This is a genomic window from Reichenbachiella ulvae (assembly GCF_025833875.1).
Classification (GTDB): Bacteria; Bacteroidota; Bacteroidia; order Cytophagales; family Cyclobacteriaceae; genus Reichenbachiella; species Reichenbachiella ulvae.
Genome location: NZ_JAOYOD010000001.1, coordinates 1,746,353 through 1,764,554, shown reverse-complemented (window position 1 = coordinate 1,764,554; position 18,202 = coordinate 1,746,353). Strand labels below are relative to the sequence as shown.

Genomic DNA, 18,202 nt, shown 5'->3' with positions numbered 1-18,202 from the left:
CTCTGTCGAAGTGACGAGTTGTTAAACTACCAATTACGTATTGATAAACCAGTCGCTTGCGAAAGTACCACAAGTCAAATCCGTGTCATCAGAGACATCTGCCTAAATCCGTGATTCTGACGAAAAAATAAGAAAGCAACACAAACCTTTCCACTTACCCTAAGCCCCAGAAGTATCCGAATGGGACTTCTCGTCGCATGGGAAGATTGTCATCTTCCTTTGCTCTGTCGAAGTGATGAGTTGTTAAACTACCAATTACGTATTGATAAACCAGTCGCTTGCGAAAGTACCACAAGTCAAATCCGTGTCATCAGAGACATCTGCCTAAATCCGTGATTCTGACGAAAAAATAAGAAAGCAACACAAACCTTTCCACTTACCCTAAGCCCCAGAAGTATCCGATTAGGACTTCTCGTTGCATGGGAAGATTGTCCTCTTCCTCTGCTCTGTCGAAGTGACGTGTCTATTTTACTTGTGGATCGCTTTAGATCCCAGCCTTTCCGGTAGGTGGGTGTAATGCTCATGTATATAAGTACGGAATGCCTTTTCCTATCCCCAGAAGTATCCGAATGGGACTTCTCGTCGCATGGGAAGATTGTCATCTTCCTTTGCTCTGTCGAAGTGACGGTTTTTTTGAATTTCGTTCATTTCTACATAAACCCCCGGGCATTCGTCAGGCAGGCTTCAGCCTTCGGCACCTTCACCAAGGAAGGATGGGTTACTGCTGGCTCTTGACTCCTGGTTTTTGATTCCTGAATCTTTCCAATCTTTCTTTTGCAAAAGCAGAAAAAAACCGAGCTTGCGGCATGATCCGAAACCTAGTCATTATTGCAGCGGGCTTTTTAGTTTTAGCCTGTCAGAAGAAGAATACAGAAGAAACCTCCAGGCCTGCAGGTTCTGGGGTTAGCTATGCCCAGCGCTTTTCGATGGAGGAGTATGAGGGCTACAATGTACTAACTGTAAATAAACTGTGGCAGGGCAGTGATGAGAGCGCCAGCTATCTGCTATACGAGGGGGAAGTACCCACAGCTATCGATGCTTCCCAGTATACCTTGATCCCATATCCTGTTCAGTCGATTGTTTCTAACTCGACGACACACCTGGCATTTTTAGAAATCCTGGGCGTGGAGCAGCGCTTGAAGGGTTTTGCTCAGACGCAATACATCTATTCAGAGTCAATACGTTCGCAGCTAGATCAGGGGCTGTTGCAAGAGGTAGGGCACGAGGGACAGTTGGATGTGGAACGCATTTTGGGCATCGATCCTGATGTGATCCTGGCTTTTAGTTCTGGCAGTGAGAACCGACAGCTCGCCAAGCTGGAGGAACTGGGACAGCCTGTGGTCATGACGCCTGATTATCTGGAACCGGATATTTTGGGCAGGGCAGAGTGGATCAAATTCATCGGCCATTTGACGGGTAAAGAAGATGAGGCGGAGGCTTATTTTTCTCAGATTGCAGCGGCCTATGATTCCCTGACTACTATGGTTAATGATGTAGAAAGGCCTTCTGTATTTTCGGGAACCCTATATGGTGGGACCTGGTTTATGCCCGCTGGCAACAATTACAATGCCCTCTTGATGAAGGATGCCGGGGCAGAGTATCTATGGACCGATGCTGCTGGTACAGGCTGGATCAACCTGGACTTTGAGGCGGTGTATGCCAAAGCTTACCAGGCCGATTTTTGGATCGGCGTGGCGGATTATCAATCGATCGAAGCATTGGTCGCTGCAGACGAGCGATACGCTAATTTTGAGGCAGTAAAGACCGGTCAGGTCTATGGATATACCAAGCGAATGTCCACCAGTGGCGGAAATGACTATTTCGAATCGGGAAATGCCAATCCCCACCTTTTGCTAGCGGATCATATCAAGATCCTGCATCCAGAGCTGCTGCCGGACTATGAGCTTTTTTATTATAAGAAGTTGGAGTGAGGGCACATTGTGTTGAATCAAACAACTGTTTGCCTCACCTAACATCCCCTAACCCCCTTAAAAGGGCAGGGCTGTTGCATTCTAATTGATTAGTTTGTTTAGAGTCTCAATATCATTGGCTACCAGTCTGGTGGCCTTTGCTATTTGATTCATGCCTTGTTTTCTAAATATATTCATTGCACCATTTTTAAGCGTGGATATAATTGATGGAGCGTTGCCTAATCTGATTTTAGAGGCATCTTCTTTCATCGTTACATCTTTGGTCCAGTGTAGACTGTTTTCAATGTGCCAATGATTCCTTATCCCATAGTTGTATAATAATGCACTTCCATTCTTTATGCTGCTTAAATAATACGCGTTTTCTTCCCTGTAGCGTCCATTGACTTTTACTTCTCTTCTAATTTTGATGCCGTGTTGTGCACCAGTCCATTGTTTTTTTATTTCCTCTGGCAAATTGAACACTGTTACATCTCTATTTTCTATTCTTCCTTTGTTTCTCTCTAGCTGAGAATAATAACCTATAGGCTTTTCTTGGGCACACTTTTCGATGCTCTGGTAGAGTGTCTTTTGATTTTTCTTCACTCCAATTACATAATTATTTCCACTAGCTATAATCACTTCTACCGTTTTTTTTGACAATGAAGAGCATCCATAGTAAAGACCACATCTTTGAGATCCAGCATCTCTATTAATTGACGAACTACAGGTATTTCACTCTCTTTTGAGTTAATGACTTCTCCATTGGCTAATACCATTTTCTGTCTGGAAACGAATACGGTCACTAGATTGATGAAATTCTGATACGACTTTGAATAATCACTCATTGTACCACCGATGGCCTTGCCATCTACACTAAGCCACTCTCCAGACTCTATCGAAACATAGGCTTTACTCCACTGATAGAATTGATGAGAAAAGGAATCAAATCCAATCCCATCAACACTCTTCGAATAGTATAAAAAGTCGGTAATCTGTCTTGTTTGGGCTGAAAAGTAGACAATAAGTTCTCTCTATTTCTTTCTATAAAATCTCCAATAGCACGATAACCATAGTAGCCGCTCATTACCGACATCAGCACGATGACCAGTACCAATTCCAGAGAATGTCGCTGACCCGCACCACGCCTGTGATCCTTCACTTTTCCTAAATACCAAATGATACTTTCTGATGCCATTTTTAATTTTCAAGTTAATCCATTTTTTAGAATGCAACAGCCCTGCTTCAAAGGGGGAGTCTTGTTTTGAACTCACTCCAGCTCCTCACAAAAGAAGCCTTGATTCACCACTAGCGAAATCACTTCTCTTTCTTTCAGGCTTTGTTTTGCGACGACTCGCAGCACCTTGTCGACATCTTCGGTATCCACCGACCAATCCAATATGGTTGGATGGTTGTTTAGCAGGGGGCGAAGGCTCTTGGCTCGCTGATGGGTCTGGATATTCGTTTTGAATACCAATACATGAGAGACTTCCTGATTCATATGCTGAGGTATTGGAAAGCTTCGAATACAAAAAATGCAGGCCATACCAGGGCTTTTAAAAAGCCCAATACACCCGCCCAAAAGCCAGCGGCATTGGAGATGAAATACACCGCAGCTCCTATCATGCCAAGGAAGTAAATGCAGCTCGGAGAGCCTCCGAAGTTTTTAGAACTTTTCATGGTTTCGTGGTTTATGTTTTTACAATCAGTGTTCATGGTTATTTGTTTTAGAAATAAACTTTATACATCAGGTTAGGGAAGAATTCGAACTGGCGCAGATATCCGATATTGTTGGGTTCAGATTCGTCGTAGTATTCGGTTATTCTTCCATCGTTTCCAGTCAGGTTATTGAGGTCGACAAAAAGCTCGTGAGTCGCCTTAGGTCGGTTCCATTTGTAGCTGACAGAAAGGGTTGTTTGAAAAAGATCGTCTAGCCCATCATTATAGGCTTTGTCATAATCCCAATATTGGTTGTTGGCCGGATCGACGTTCAGGTTTTGTTGATCGTCCCTGAGGAGAGGGATGATTTTCTGTGCACCACCATAGTAGGCTCTAAGGTTGATGCTCAGCACCTGATTGCGCTTTTTGCCCAGATTAACAAAGTCCTTTCCGGCCAGTAGGTTGAAGACATACTCGCTGTTGAATTTGGTATTCCTTTCTATTCCCTCCAGCGTCTCATATTTGGATTGATAAACTGAGCCATTGATCATGTAGTGGTAGTTGTTGGCAAAGAAGCGTTCTAGAGTAAGTTCCAGGCCGTAGTTCTGTCCTTTGCCCGCGTTTACCAAAGTGATATGCTGAAAGTCTGTTCCTTCATTGATAGTGGAAAAGTAGCTGGAATCACTAGCCACAGGTAGGTCATAAAGGTATTGGTAGTACATCTCGACTGAAAGCCTCATCTGCTCACCTATGTACTGGGTGATGCCCAGGACGTAGTGATGAGCCTTCAGCAGATCTAGGTCCTTGTTAGGTTCCGAGTAGCTGCCATCCTCTTGTTCTACTTTGGCAAAGTAGTGATGAATGGTCTCCATCGAGCTATGACTGCCATAGCCGGCATGGATCGACATGTTGGGTGCCAACTGCCAGTTGATAGAGAACCTGGGCTCCAATGTAGATTTATGATTGTACAGTACATTCATATTGTGCAGACCTGTAACCAGCGTCAGTTGGTTGTTAATTCTATATCGCCAGCTGATGAAGTTTCTTAATGTACTGATGTTTTCATCAAAATCTACTCCTGTGATTCTTTGGTCTTTTGTGTCATTGAGCATGCTTTGCTCCATCATGTAGTCGAGTCGAGCATATTTGGTTCCCAGCTCTACTTTGTGTTTCGCGTTGAATTTGTGATGGTAGGTGAGAGCTGATCTGATTGCGCTTTTGATCAGCTGATTATCGAAATTTTTTTGTCTGTTGACGATTGAATCCTGGTTCGAGTCAGAGTTGCTACTCATGATGCCATATTCATAAACATCATCTGCTATGCCTTCATTAGAATAGAGCAGCGTGGTGTTCAGGAAGCTAGATTTGGTAATAGGGATGTGATGAGAAAAGCCCAAATTGATCAAGTGCGCCTGCTTTTGGTAATCTTCATGTATGGAAGCATTCCTGGCTTCATCTCCGGGTGTCTCCCATATGTCTGGTTTTACATCTTCAAAGATGAAATGGCTAAGGCCACTCAACCCAAATAGTGAAAAGCTTCCAGCCTTTTGAGTAGGAAAGTTCAGCTTGAAGGCTGCATCTTGAAATACCGGTACTCCATTGACATCTGCTAGACCAATCTCGTTGATCAAAGAAATGGTAGAATATCTATAGTTGACGACATAGGAGGCATTGCTTTTTGGACTAAAGGGCCCCTCGAAAGTCAAATCTGTTCCTAATAACCCCACGCCAGCTATGGTTTCTCGTTTTTGATTGTTACCACTCCTGAGTCGGACGTCGTATACTGCGGACAGTGCATCTCCATACTCTGCAGAGAAGGCCCCTGTATAGAAGTCTGAAGTCGATAGCATGTTGTTGTTAAGTGCGCTGATGGATCCACTGGTGGTGCTTTGATCTGCGAAATGATTCGGGTTGGTGATCTCAATCCCTTCTAGTCTCCATTGCACATATTTAGGCGCATTGCCTCGCACGATGATTTCATTACCTCCATCTGGTTTGGCATTGACTCCAGCGAAATTGGATACTGCACGAGAAGGATCATTAAACCCTCCTGGAAAACGTTGAGTTTGCTCTGGTGACAGGGATCTGGCACTGACCAGGGCCATGTCGTTGATGGGTCTTCCCTCTTGCTCTTCTGACTGGATGACGATCTCGTCCATTTGAACAATAGACTCTTCCATTTTCAGGTTGAGGATGACTTCCTTGCCAGAATCCACTATGATGTTTGGGATGCTTTGACTGATGTATCCTATAGAAGAGATTTGAAGTGTGACTCGGCCAACAGGCACATCAGACAATTCGAATACACCATTGATATCCGTACTGGCGCCTATGATAGGAGAGGAGCCTTTTACGGTGATATTGGCTCCAATAATTGCCTCATGACTGGCCACATCCTTAAGTGTACCGCGGATGCTTTGTGTTAACTGCTGAGCACTAACTGCAAATCCAATTAGCAGTATGGCAAGGGTAAAACATACCCGTGAACTAACTTGTTTCATTTTAGTTTGAATTAGTGGTTTAAGCCTGCATTGTCATGCAGGAGTTAATTATTATTTGGTCTTGACTTGCCTGATGGCTGTCAGAAATAATAGGTGATATTCATTCTCAATGGCTTTTTTCTCATTTAGAAGGACCTGTGTACAACTGGATTTTGGTGCTCAATATCAGATTCTAGATCAATTAAACACTATTTTACAATTAACTGTTTTTCCAGTGGTTCCCGGTCAGGCATTTGCCTCAACCAGTATTTCTATGCATTACTATTTCATCGGATCATCTATCAGCTGAATCCACGAATTACCTGAAGTTTCGATGGTGGTCTTTTCCAACATGTTTTCCGAACTGATAAATGAACTATTGTTTTCTAATCTGATCTCTAAAGAATCTGAATCAAATCCATCCATATAGATTTCGGTCCCATTGCTGGCATCTATTTTATTGATTAGGGGAGATGAAATCCTCAAATGGAGCGCTTGATTCTCAGGGTTTTCATGTTTTGTTATCATTAAAACCCCATTATCTACTTTGAATAACTTGTTCATGATATCCTTAGCACGGCCTTCTACTTCTACTTTGTGTTGCGCTCTTTGGCGCAGCTTGATAGACCAGTTGCCATCCACCTTTATCGAGTGGAATTGATTACTTGAGACTGTCTCGTATTCGTACCCAATATTGGGTAGGGCCTCCAGATCACTTCTCAGGAGCATCATGCCGCATATCAGTAGGGCAATCAATACCCCAGTGAAGGTGAGTAGTATTTTTTTACTTGTTTTCATGGTGATTTATAGTTTGGGTAGTTAGAGGTTTTTAGATTGATAGTCTTCAAATAGGGCTTCTACATCCTTCATCGACATGTTGAGTAGCGTCATCTCTTTGAATATTCGGGGTAGTTCCTGATGGATGAAGTCATTCTTTTTCAACTCCATGGTTTTGGCATATCCTTGCTCAGAGACAAAGTACCCGATTCCTCTTTTGTTGAAAATGATTTCTTTTTCTTGTAGATAGTTAAATGTTCTCATGACAGTGTTTGGGTTGACTTCCATGTTGATGGCCGTTTCGCGAACGGACGGGATTCTATCGCCCGGTTTCCATTCCTGGGTTAAGATGTTTTCACAGAGCAATTCTGCAATTTGAAGGTATATGGCCTGATTGTCGTTGAAATCCATTTTAAGCCTCCTGTTCTCTCAGCCCCAGATAAGTGAGTACCCAGCAAAGAGGTGCCAATCCCCACCAAAAAGCATATACAATGCCTTGCCAGAATATGTGACTGGTCGATTGGACCAGCTTTTCGGATTCTACCAGACACATTTCATTGTCTTCCATTCTTTCACCTACTCCCAAGTATAGCATCACGGCCATTGGGATGGCTACTATTATCAAAGTCGCCAGCGTTTTGGGTAGTACATAGGACCTAAACTGGGTAGCGCCTACGAGGAAAATACCCTGTAAGACCACATATATTTTGATCATCATTAAAGCAAAGGGACCAAGTGGGTCGAACTCCTCAAAGGTAACATGACCGAAGAGTGCACGTCCAAGTGGGTTGGCCAGTTGGACAAATACCCAAAAAGTGAAACTGTAGAGCAATACCCAACCAAGGCAAGTCAGTAGCCACATACTCAGAAAGCGCTCAAAAGCTGAAACGGGCAAGGTTAGAAACCTACTGCGTTTCAGAGGAGAGCTGAGATCTCTGAAGGCCAAACTACTAAGTACAAATCCTCCTGCCAATAGGGTGAAGGCATAGTTTTGATGATGTTCGTAAACGATTAAACTTGGGTCTACTATTATAGCGAGCAAGAAGCCAAAGAAGAAGAGCATTCCCATCGTGATGTCTAGCGTGATCAATATTCCTTTTCTGAATTGGAAAAGTTCCAGTTTCACAAGTAGCCAGAATCGATTGAGGTCGAAATGTTTATTCATGGTACTAGGAATTGAAGATTTGATAAAACTTTTCTTTATTCTGTGTCACCGCATTGAAGAGTAGTTCTAAGTTGAAATTCCCTTCGTTTTCGCCATCGTTTTCTGTCACTATGGTATATTGTCCGAAAGTGGATTCGGCATATATCACCCCTTCATCCGGTAGTTCCTTGGTTTTGCCCATCGATATTTTCTGAGTGATGGATTCAAAATCTTCAAAAAAGACAATCTGTCCTTCATCCAGGATGATAATAGGATCTATCAGATGCTCCATGTCTCTGACCTGGTGGGTGGAGATCACAAAACTTCGCTCTTCATGTATGGCACTGGCAACCACCTTTCTAAACTGACTTTTCGAAGGGATGTCCAATCCATTGGTGGGTTCGTCGAGCAGTAGCAGACGACAGTTTGTAGCCAATCCGAAGGACAATAGAAATTTTTTCTTTTGTCCATAGGAGATAGCGTTCAGCTTATCATCCATGCTGAGTTGAAACTCCTGAATGTATTGTTCGAAATTTTCGTGATTGAATCTGGGGTAGAATGAACTGTAGAGATTCAGGTATCGCTTGAGTGACATGTCAGGCAATTGGAATTCCTCTGTTACTAAATAAACCTCTTGCAAAAAGTCGGGACGACGATTTTGCGGAACATGATCAATCACTTCGATCTGGCCTGTTTTTGGAAAAAGCAGACCGGTGATCATTTTGATCAAGGTGGATTTGCCTGCCCCGTTCTTGCCGAGCAGTCCATATATATGTCCTGCCGGCAAGCTCAGGTTAAGTTGGTCAAAGAGCATTTGCTTTTGACCATAGTTGAAAGAAAGGTTTTTAATATCTATCATTTAGATCAGTATTCTAGTGTATTACTTAACTAATACACTGCAATTCTAGTAAAAGGTTTCAAGATTCCGAAATTATTTTTCAGAAAGTTGTTGCTTAAGGATAGATCTTCAGGCGTTTAGCTTGCTTTCTTCTGTTGATATGGAAGGCCAAAAAGAGGTCTGATCAACGGGATTCTTCGAATCAATAGATCATAAGTCAGATAGCATGTGGCAAATGTGAAGCTCATCAGCATCAACCACTGCACATAGCTAGGAAGCTCAAAACTGAAAATCCATTTGGCTCCCAGGTACTGCCAAATCATGTGAATGATGTAAATGGGGTAGGCCGCCTGGCTTAGTGTGCTAAGGGCCTGGCTGGGTCTATTGAGATATTTCAGTCCAAAGGCCAAAGCAGTGAGGACCCAAATGTTGGATTCTAGGCTCATTAGATATAAGGGAGATTTGAGATTCATTACCAAAAGTCTCAAGGCAAAAAGTGCTATACCAAGTATGAGCAAAGCCCAGCGAACTCGTAGGATCAAATTCCAGAAAGCCTCGCCATTGTACACCATCAGGTATCCGAATAAAAAGGCCAGCATTCCCAGAAAGAATCCATGATTGCCCTGCGCATAGAACTCGAAAATGGGAGGGTTCAATAGATAAGCCTCAGCCATGAACAGCAACATCATGACTGCAATACCCAGGGGATGACCCATAAGATTTTTGACTACCTGGTTGATCCGGGAATTTTCATGCCTCTTGATCAAAAAGAAAAATGGAGACAGTATCAGCGTATACACGAAAATATTGGTGAGAAACCAAAGATGTCCCTGATCCGGCATGTACTTCAGTGAAACTCCAGCATTCGCTTGAAAGATGAAGATATGTATCGGTACGAGTGCCACTATTCCGAAGACGAGAGGTAGGAATATCCGACGGCTTCTTTCTAGCATTAGACCTTTCCAGTTTCTTTGTCTCATTGCGAAACAGACACCCATTCCAGAGACGAAAAAGAGCAATGGGATCCGCCAAATATTGAGGAAGGCCATAGGAGCCCAAAGCCAGGTCGCTGGCTTTGGGCTTTGGATGAAGTAGATCAGGCTGGCCCATGGTTGAAAAGAGATGCCAATATGATATATCAGCAGTAAGCCGATGGTAATGACTCTGAGCCAGTCTATGTCGTAGCGTCTATCTTGCATTTTCTGATTCCTTTGGCGATTAATTAAGCATTTCGGCTATCTGTGGTCGGGTCTTTTCTATGTATTCATAGTCCAGAGTCAGTCCCATAGGTCCGAGTTGAGAGGCCAACATTTCATACACGCCTTTGATCTCGGCGAATGGTCCCATGACAGATTCATTGGCCGTAGCGCCGTACTTGTTTCTGATGTTTGGGTCTGCGCCAGCCTTGATCAGCATTTGTACCATTTCTGGTCTGCAAAAGAATGCAGCGGAGATCAGTGCTGTGGACCCTTCGTTGTTTTGAATGTTGAGGTCGGCTCCAGCCTCGATCAGCAGTTTTGCTACTTCGTTTTGACCAAAAACGGCCGCAGTGATCAAAGGACTCGATCCCCCAAATGGATCCTTTTCATTGAGATTTGATCCCGCCGCAATGTGTTGTTTGATTGCATCTATATTGCCTGTAATGGTGGCCGTGTGGATGTCAATATCTGGGGCTTTCACGCCTGTGTCATTCGTGCTCTTTTTGGTGGATCCAGATGTACAACTTGTCATGGTTACCAGTAATAAAAATGATAGAAATTGGATGGTTTTGATTTGAATCGTTTTCATTGTTCGTGTTTTTTGATTTGTTATGATGCAAAGGTGCGGAGGGAGTGTAATGTGTTGATAGTGAATATGAAACGAATGGTGTTAAGTTTGGGGCAGCCATTGAAACTATGATGCAATCATTGAACATATGACGCATTTTGGTCCATTCGATGGTTTTCAAGTCCATTATTTATGTTGGTTCTATCGGATTAATTTCGCTTTTTTGCAGCACCCTTTTTTACGCTGAAAAGACTATATGAACGCTCCAGATTCTGTACAATCTGAATTCACATCCCAACTCATAGCTATTATCCATCGCAGGATGTCCGATGATCAGTTTGGGGTGTCTGAGTTGGCAGAGGAGATGAATATGAGTCGATCCAATCTACTGAGGAAAGTCAAGAAAAGCACAGGTCAATCAGCGAGCCAGTACATCAGGCAGGTGCGTTTGGAGCGCGCGATGGAATTGTTGAGAGCTGGGGATTTGAATGTTTCTGAAGTGGCCTTTCAGGTGGGCTTTGGGAGTTCTTCCTATTTCATTCGATGTTTCAAGGAACAGTTTGGGTATTCGCCCGGAGAGGTGCATAAAATCCCCGAGCTAACAGAAACTACTGACAAGAGGCCTTCTTTTCGTCCAGTCATTGTCATCGGTATATTGGGGCTTTTAGGTTTAGTCCTTGTTTATCGCTTCTTCTTTTATGAAAAAAAAGAGCGTTTTTCGATCCCTCAAACTAAATCGATTGCTGTGTTGCCCTTCATCAACGAAAGCAGTGATTCCACCAATGGTTACTGGGTCAATGGTTTGATGCTTTCCGTTCTCAATAATCTTCAAAAACTGGAAGATCTGAAGGTGGTCAGCAGAACTTCAGTGGAGAAGTTCCGAGAGAGCAACAAAACCATTCCAGAAATCGCTCAAGAGCTGCAAGTAGCCTATGTTCTGGAGGGGAGCGGGCAGAAAGTTGGCAATCGGATTTTGCTGAATGTACAATTGGTAGATGCAGCGAATGACCGACAGATTTGGTCAAGTCAATATGATAAAGAATTGAAAGGTGTTTTTGATCTTCAGAAGGAGCTGTCTCAGCGTATTGCGGAAAACATACAAGTCGTGATCAAACCCGATGAGGCCGAAAGAATCAATCAACCATTAACCGAAAATATAGAAGCCTACGATCATTTTTTGAAGGCAAAAATGCTCATGTCATTGGAAACAAAGGAAGGATTGTTGGAGGCTATTCCTCTTTTGGAGCAGTCCATAGAATTGGATCCATCTTTTGCTTCCTCCTATGCTTATTTGGCCATTGCCTATTATTATTTGGAACTCTATCAGTCCGAAAAGGAGCATACGGCAGAGTTAGGCCTCATGGCAGATAAAGCTTTGCTCTATGATCATCAGTTGCCGGAAGCCTTAATTGCCAAGGCGATGTATTATTTGCAGACCAGAGAATTTGATGAAGCGAAGGATTATTTAGAAAAAGCCCACGAGTATCACCCAGGTTCCACCTGGATCATCAACATGCTTTCGGATTTTTATACCAACTATAGCCCCAATACGGCCAAGTATTTGGAGTATGCTTTGAAAGCAGTGAGGCTAAATCCGGCGGGGAGCGACTCCACAGCCACCAGTTATATTTACCTACATCTATCCAATGCCCTCATCCAAAGTGGGTTTGTAGATGAGGCCTTGTTGAACATCAATCTGTCTTTGGGTTATTTTCCTGAAAACCCATTTTCCAGTTATCTCAAGGCTTATATTCTGCTTGCTAAAGACCGAGACTTTGAAGCTACTGAGGACCGGATGATTTTTGAATTGGACAAGGATACGACGCGGCTAGATATCATGCAGGAGGTGGCTAAACTGTATTATATGCAAGGGGATTTCGAATCAGCACACCGCTATTACGAAAGGTTCTTGAAACAAAGAGAAAGGCGTGAGCTTACCATGTTTCGACATGAACAGGCCAAAATGGCTTTTACTTTCAAAAAGCTGGGATATGACGATCGTGCGGAGGAGCTAATTGTAGATTTTTTAGACTTTGCAGAAAAGGACCAATCCATCTACAAATCTTTACACCTGGCGATGTATCATTCTTATAGAGTTGAAAACGATAAGGCTATTGAATACATCCAGAAGTTTAGCGAAGAGGACAATTATAATTATTGGGTTGTGCTATTCTTTGATCAGGACCCATTAGATGCTGCCATTAGAGATACACCAGAGTTTAAGCGTGCCTTTCAGACCATCAAGACCAAGTTTTGGAAACAGCACCTTGAGATCAAAGAAAGATTGAAAGAGGAAGGCTTGCTTTTAGCTTCCTAATCGAATCATTACTTGTTGATACCCAAGAGCGATCAGTATAGCCAGTCCAAAACTGAGCAAGGTACCAATCAAAATGTATTCTGTGAGTTTCCTGTCCTTCGATCGGGACAAATCACTGAACCTCAAAACAGATTTTGCGGCAATCAATAAACCGATGGCCGACCATTGGTTCAATAAGATAAAAGTGAAAACAAAGAGTCTTTCTAATATACCAATGTATTGCCCGGCATTTCTGAGAGAATGGGATCCGTCATCTTCGGCCAGTTTCCACTGACTCATGATGATGCGCATCAGTACCGCACTCACGTGGGTGAGCATAATCAGTGCTATAAGAAAACCTATGAATGGTGTGGAACCAATCACCTCCAGCGACAAGGAGTAGGGATAATAGACATTTACCAACAGAGCGATCACTATCAAATGTGCGATTTGATCCAGAAAGAAGGCTGTTTTGGAGACGCTGGATTTTTGGAGGTTGAGCTTCAATGCATCTATGATCAAATGGGATAGAGGTATGGTCAGATAGATCGTCCAATAGCTACTGTCAAATCCCAGGACAATGAGTAGCGCCAGCAAATGGATCAAAATATGCAGGTAGAGGTGGGGTGATTTGTGTTTCTTTTGTTCTTTGCTTTTAACCCAGCTACCGGGCTGAATCAGGAAGTCGCCGATGAGATGAGCCAAAAGGAGTTTGAGTAGCAGGTCGGTCATAGTTGTTTTGCGATTTTTCTATAATGCTTTTCCAGGTTCATGATTTCTTCATAGCCGCCTCTTTTTAGGGCTTCACTTACTGTGCTCTGTGCTCTCAGGTTCAGTAGCTCTGCAATTTCCGATTGTTTCAGTGTCGGATTCTCCATGCAGGTTTTAATGATGTGGGAGACAGTCGGTGTCCAGTGCTTCATACAGAGCTGCACCAACGAAAACATCACATTCAGTGCTTCGTCCCAGTCTTCGTCATCGGAACTAATCGCTAGCGTATTCTTCTTAAGCGAATCAAAGCATGTTCCTGACTGAATAAAAGCCGGTCCGTTGGATTCGGTGATTTTTTCACTGCGCGAATCGGCTTTTCCAATTCCAATTCCAATTCGTATATCTGTATTGGGTGTCTGTCTGAGGCTTGCTTTGAGGTGAAGGGCAGCCCAGACAGCTTCTTCAGTGGCCACTGCAAGTTGAAAGCTGTCACCTCTATAGATTTCCCAATCTTTGGGGGATTGGCCATGCAGATTCAGGGATGCCTTGAGCGTCGAGAGCCATTTTTGATTGTTTTGTTGGCTCGAATTGATAATATCTCCCGTAAGAATGGCTAGCATAGAGGTAAGATATCGTAAAAATGTGTGATATGCAATATTATCGCTTTTAATACCGATAATTATAATTATCGTTTAATTTGGCGATATAAGTAGTTGTGGGTTTTGACTAAATTCAAGTCTGAAAGGTGAGTAGAAAAAAAGAATAAAATTTTTCAAGTCGATGCAACCCTTTTTGCCCAAGCTCCATCTTGCTAGTGATTGACATCAAAAAATGCCAAGTAAACCAAAAACATATAGCGAAAAAGATCTAGTGATTCTTTGTAAAAAGAGAGATCAGAAAGGGCAGAGGTCCCTATTTGATCAGGAGTCACGGATTATGCTTACTGTTTGCAAGCGCTATGTGGGTGATAATTACACGGCAGAAGAACTGATGTTGATTGGTTTTATGAAGGTCTTTGATAAGATAGATCAATTCAAACTGGATGGAAGCTTACAAGGCTGGATCAGAAGAATCATGGTAAACACTTGTTTGGAGTGGATTCGAAAGAATAAGGCACTCTACAAAGAGGTGGATATCGAAGATGCAGCGCACGAATTGGATCACGATTGTGCAGAAAGCAGTTTGGAGTCAGATGATTTGATGAAAATGGTATTGGATTTACCACAGGGTTACCGGACGGTATTTAACATGTATGCTATTGAAGGCTTCAATCATCAGGAAATAGCAGAAGCGCTGGGGATATCGGTGAATACCTCCAAGTCGCAGCTGAGTAGGGCACGCAAACTATTGCAAGCCAAAGTAGAGAGTAACGAAAAATATGTGGAACTAAAACGTCAGAGCAATGGGAGCTAAGAAAATAGATGATTTGTTTCGATCTGGATTAGCAGAGAGAGAGTCGGAGGTGAGTTCGGACAGTTGGTCCAAAATGGAAATGATGCTAGAGCATCAGAAACCTGCTAAGAAAATAGGCGTTACTTGGTATCTGGCGGCTTCAGTGGCTCTATTGATGACCGTGTCTTTTGCCTATTTCATATTGGGCTCTCAGCAGGAGTTAAAAGGCTATCAACCCGTTCTCACGGACAATTTGAAAGCGAAATCTCCTGAACTACTTGGGATCAAATTGGCCTCAGTCAATGTTAAGGCTTTGCCGAAGGTAGAAGTGCCTGAAGTGATTGTTGATTTGCCAGCACCTAAGGTTGAGAAAGAAATAGCTCCTATTAAGTTAGAGAAACAGGAAGAAATGATTGCTCAGGTTGAACCTGAAGTGGAATTGGAACCAAGTACAGAATCTGAACCAATTATAGAAGAGAAGCAAAGTGAGTTGCCCATCAAGATAATTTATAAAAAATCACCAGTTCAGACAGTCGAATTGGCTGATGGTAAAAAGGAAAAGAAAAGCCTAAAAGAACTGCTCAATCAAGCCAGAGAGTTTGATCCTAGCGATGTATGGGCAGATATCCGAGATGCAAAAGAAAAAGTACTGGACGACCCGTTCGGTATTCAAAAAACACAACGTCAAAAACTTAAATAAATCAACATGAAAAACGTGAAACTCAAAATTCTAATGGGATTACTATGTCTAAGTCAATTGACCTGGGCGAACACCGGGACGGACAAGGGCGATACTGTAGTAGTCGAATTCGGGAAAGGAAGCAAGATGGTAATCATTGCTGACAATCAGGAAGAGTTAAAGAAACTAGAGCAAATCGATGTGAACCAAATCATATCAGATTTGAATGTGAATCTGGATAGTGCTGATTCTACCACTCAAGAAATAGTGATAGAAGACGAATCGGGTGAAAAGTTCAAAAAGGACAGTACAGATACGAAGGATGACGGTTTGGTATACTACGGTGAAACTGAGTCTTCTGATGCAGATTGGGAATCTAAGGAGTATGATAGCGATGATGACAATGATTGGGACGACTTTGATTTTGACTTCTTTAGCAATGACGAAGAAAAGAGAACCAAACGATCATTTGAGATGGATTTTGGGATGAACAACTGGATTGAAAATGGAAAGTTCCCAGATTCTAATGGAGAACTGTATACCGTCAAGCCCTGGGGTTCATGGTATGTCGCTTTGGGTCATACCAACTCCACTCACATAAGCGGACCTTTGCGCCTCAATTGGGGAGCTAACGTATCCTGGTACAATTGGAAACTTCAGAATACCGATGTGATAATTAGCAAAGGACCAACAGCCACTGAGTTTACAGAACTGAATAACCCAGATATCAATGGAACTAAGAGTAAACTAACTGCTGCATACATCAATTTGAATCTCGTACCCATGCTAGACTTTGGATACAAGGAAAACAAGAACGATGTTGGACCATTCAAAAAATTTAGCAAGCAAGGATTTCGCATTGGTGCAGGGGTCTACACAGGGTATAAGGTTGCTAGCTGGACCAAGTTTGTTTACAAAGAGGACGGAAACAAGCGAAAAGACAAAGACAGTAGCGATTATTACATCAACAATTTCCGATATGGTGTAAGAGTTCGAGCGGGCTATAGAGGGATGGATGTTTTTGCCAACTATGATTTGAACAATGTCTTTGCAGATGGGAGAGGGCCTGACCTGAATGGTTTTAGCTTCGGTATTATACTTTAAATCAAACTCGATCGATGCAAATCAAAAAGAGCGATTCTAATTAGAATCGCTCTTTTTGATTTATTTCATTGGTACTTCCATCAGTAAAACTCTGGAATTAGCATTAGATGAAATGCTGAAATCGGTTGTGTCCCAAATTCCCAATGCATCTCTTTTACCTAGTGTCTTTTGATCCACTGCTACTTCACCTTCCAGAACAAAAAGGTAAACCCCATTGGACTCCTTCTGCTTCAATTGATAGTTAACATTAGCGCCAGCTTCTATTACTCCCAGATGAAACCAGGCATTCTGATGTATCCACACTCCTTCATCATTTGGGTCAGGGGATAGGATTTGTTGAAGTTGATTTTTTGTATCAGAGCTATCTAGAGTGATTTGATCATAGCGCGGGGTTACATTTTCTTTATTCGGGATTACCCAGATCTGTAGGAACTTCACCTCTTGATCCTTAAGTCTGTTGTACTCACTATGAAAAACACCCGTACCGGCGCTCATTACTTGCACATCGCCTGATTTAATTACTGCTTTATTTCCTATGTTATCCTGATGCTCTAGCTCACCTTCCAGTGGGATGGATATGATCTCCATGTTGCTATGAGGATGCGTGCCAAAGCCCATGCCAGGTGCTACCTGATCGTCGTTGAGTACCCTTAGAGCTCCAAAGCCCATCCTTTCAGGATCATAATAATTGGCAAAACTGAATGAATGATAGGAATTTAACCAACCATGATTGGCTTTTCCTCTGCTATCTGCTTTATGATATATCGTTTTCATGGCTTTTCCTTTCTTGTTTGATCAATATAAATGTATAAACATATAAACGAATAATTTTGTTGCAACAAATAAAATATTTGTTTTGGATATAGACATCTGATTAAGGCTGATTAATATTGGATAAATATTTACAGTCAGATGAAGTTAGATTTTAAAGCAGTCAAAGCAGAAGCAGATCAAATAGTCTTAAGAGATCTAGCTTATGAAATTTGGAATGAATTTTTTCCGCCTATCATTGGTCAAAGTCAGGTGGATTATATGCTAGAAAAGTTTTCAAGCCTGGAGGCAATTAAAAATCAAAGTCAGGAGGGGTATCAATATTATTTTATCGTTTTGGATGGACAAAATGCAGGCTATTTGACTTTCAAGATCAGTGATGAAGAGTTGTTTTTGAGTAAACTGTATCTCCATGCGAACTATAGAGGCAAGGGGATTGCTAAAAAGGCGATGCGCTTCCTTTTGGACTGTGCCACTGAACAGGACGTTGATAATATTCGCCTCACTGTCAACCGGGACAATGTAAATAGCATAGCGGCTTATGAGAAGATGGGGTTTGAAAAGGTGGATGAGCAAATAACAGACATAGGGCAGGGATATGTGATGGATGATTATATTATGCGTTTGTTTATTAGGTAGAATAGTTAAATTAGAGGCGATACAACTAACAATAACCC

19 protein-coding genes and 1 pseudogene are annotated in these 18,202 nt (G+C 42.4%); 6 read left to right on the top strand and 14 right to left on the bottom strand.

Annotated elements, in window-relative coordinates:
• Positions 1-806 precede the first annotated feature (806 nt).
• Positions 807-1,931 carry an ABC transporter substrate-binding protein gene (locus N7U62_RS07145; protein ID WP_264137222.1) on the top strand — a complete coding sequence of 375 codons (1,125 nt, stop codon included), beginning with the start codon at positions 807-809 and terminating at the stop codon, positions 1,929-1,931.
• A gap of 81 nt (positions 1,932-2,012) precedes the next feature.
• Here N7U62_RS07145 and N7U62_RS07140 read toward each other — a convergent pair.
• From N7U62_RS07140 to N7U62_RS07085, 11 genes and pseudogenes are all read right to left on the bottom strand, one after another.
• Positions 2,013-2,806: pseudogene (locus N7U62_RS07140) on the bottom strand (ISAs1 family transposase).
• Positions 2,803-3,105: a transposase family protein gene (locus N7U62_RS07130; protein ID WP_264137221.1), complete on the bottom strand. Its 303-nt coding sequence runs from the start codon at positions 3,103-3,105 to the stop codon at positions 2,803-2,805. The pseudogene N7U62_RS07140 and the gene N7U62_RS07130 overlap by 4 nt, the downstream one beginning before the upstream one ends.
• A 72-nt stretch (positions 3,106-3,177) precedes the next feature.
• A complete protein-coding gene (locus tag N7U62_RS07125) occupies positions 3,178-3,408 on the bottom strand; it encodes a hypothetical protein (RefSeq protein WP_264137220.1) in 231 nt (76 codons plus the stop codon).
• A complete protein-coding gene (locus tag N7U62_RS07120) occupies positions 3,405-3,587 on the bottom strand; it encodes a hypothetical protein (RefSeq protein ID WP_264137219.1) in 183 nt (60 codons plus the stop codon). Before N7U62_RS07120 ends, N7U62_RS07125 begins: the two co-directional genes overlap by 4 nt.
• A 47-nt stretch (positions 3,588-3,634) precedes the next feature.
• The gene (locus tag N7U62_RS07115; RefSeq protein ID WP_264137218.1) at positions 3,635-6,067 is read right to left on the bottom strand and encodes a TonB-dependent receptor; all 2,433 of its coding nucleotides are present in this window, start codon (positions 6,065-6,067) and stop codon (positions 3,635-3,637) included.
• Positions 6,068-6,328: 261 nt separating this feature from the next.
• Positions 6,329-6,844 (bottom strand): GIN domain-containing protein, encoded by a 516-nt coding sequence (locus tag N7U62_RS07110; protein ID WP_264137217.1) that lies wholly within the window; start codon positions 6,842-6,844, stop codon positions 6,329-6,331.
• 21 nt (positions 6,845-6,865) lie between these two features.
• Positions 6,866-7,234 carry a GntR family transcriptional regulator gene (locus N7U62_RS07105; protein ID WP_264137216.1) on the bottom strand — a complete coding sequence of 123 codons (369 nt, stop codon included), beginning with the start codon at positions 7,232-7,234 and terminating at the stop codon, positions 6,866-6,868.
• Between the two features lies 1 nt (position 7,235).
• On the bottom strand, positions 7,236-7,988 hold the full coding sequence (locus N7U62_RS07100) for a hypothetical protein (RefSeq protein ID WP_264137215.1): 753 nt from the start codon (positions 7,986-7,988) through the stop codon (positions 7,236-7,238).
• A 4-nt stretch (positions 7,989-7,992) separates the two neighbouring features.
• Positions 7,993-8,826, bottom strand: a complete 834-nt coding sequence (locus tag N7U62_RS07095) for an ABC transporter ATP-binding protein (RefSeq protein ID WP_264137214.1) — start codon at positions 8,824-8,826, stop codon at positions 7,993-7,995.
• Positions 8,827-8,942: 116 nt separating this feature from the next.
• Positions 8,943-10,004, bottom strand: coding sequence for an acyltransferase family protein (locus N7U62_RS07090; protein WP_264137213.1), 1,062 nt, complete (start codon positions 10,002-10,004; stop codon positions 8,943-8,945).
• Between the two features lie 19 nt (positions 10,005-10,023).
• The gene (locus tag N7U62_RS07085; RefSeq protein ID WP_264137212.1) at positions 10,024-10,593 is read right to left on the bottom strand and encodes an ankyrin repeat domain-containing protein; all 570 of its coding nucleotides are present in this window, start codon (positions 10,591-10,593) and stop codon (positions 10,024-10,026) included.
• 235 nt (positions 10,594-10,828) lie between these two features.
• Here N7U62_RS07085 and N7U62_RS07080 point away from each other — a divergent pair, with 235 nt between their 5' ends.
• On the top strand, positions 10,829-12,889 hold the full coding sequence (locus tag N7U62_RS07080; protein ID WP_264137211.1) for a helix-turn-helix domain-containing protein: 2,061 nt from the start codon (positions 10,829-10,831) through the stop codon (positions 12,887-12,889).
• On the opposite strand, the gene N7U62_RS07075 is transcribed toward N7U62_RS07080, so the two are convergent.
• Together N7U62_RS07075 and N7U62_RS07070 are read right to left on the bottom strand one after the other, a co-directional pair.
• Positions 12,878-13,600, bottom strand: a complete 723-nt coding sequence (locus tag N7U62_RS07075; protein WP_264137210.1) for a DUF3307 domain-containing protein — start codon at positions 13,598-13,600, stop codon at positions 12,878-12,880. The genes N7U62_RS07080 and N7U62_RS07075 overlap by 12 nt on opposite strands.
• On the bottom strand, positions 13,597-14,199 hold the full coding sequence (locus N7U62_RS07070) for a SatD family protein (protein ID WP_264137209.1): 603 nt from the start codon (positions 14,197-14,199) through the stop codon (positions 13,597-13,599). Before N7U62_RS07070 ends, N7U62_RS07075 begins: the two co-directional genes overlap by 4 nt.
• A 211-nt stretch (positions 14,200-14,410) precedes the next feature.
• Between N7U62_RS07070 and N7U62_RS07065 the strand changes: the two genes are divergently transcribed.
• The 3 genes from N7U62_RS07065 to N7U62_RS07055 are packed head-to-tail and all read left to right on the top strand — an operon-like array spanning position 14,411 to position 16,754.
• Complete coding sequence (locus tag N7U62_RS07065; protein WP_264137208.1) at positions 14,411-14,992, top strand: RNA polymerase sigma factor; 582 nt, start codon at positions 14,411-14,413, stop codon at positions 14,990-14,992.
• A complete protein-coding gene (locus N7U62_RS07060; protein WP_264137207.1) occupies positions 14,982-15,671 on the top strand; it encodes a hypothetical protein in 690 nt (229 codons plus the stop codon). The genes N7U62_RS07065 and N7U62_RS07060 overlap by 11 nt, the downstream gene beginning before the upstream one ends.
• 6 nt (positions 15,672-15,677) lie before the next feature.
• Positions 15,678-16,754: a hypothetical protein gene (locus tag N7U62_RS07055; protein ID WP_264137206.1), complete on the top strand. Its 1,077-nt coding sequence runs from the start codon at positions 15,678-15,680 to the stop codon at positions 16,752-16,754.
• A gap of 60 nt (positions 16,755-16,814) precedes the next feature.
• Here N7U62_RS07055 and N7U62_RS07050 read toward each other — a convergent pair whose 3' ends face one another.
• A complete protein-coding gene (locus N7U62_RS07050) occupies positions 16,815-17,528 on the bottom strand; it encodes a pirin family protein (protein WP_264137205.1) in 714 nt (237 codons plus the stop codon).
• Between the two features lie 138 nt (positions 17,529-17,666).
• Here N7U62_RS07050 and N7U62_RS07045 point away from each other — a divergent pair, with 138 nt between their 5' ends.
• A complete protein-coding gene (locus tag N7U62_RS07045) occupies positions 17,667-18,164 on the top strand; it encodes a GNAT family N-acetyltransferase (protein WP_264137204.1) in 498 nt (165 codons plus the stop codon).
• Positions 18,165-18,202 lie beyond the last annotated feature (38 nt).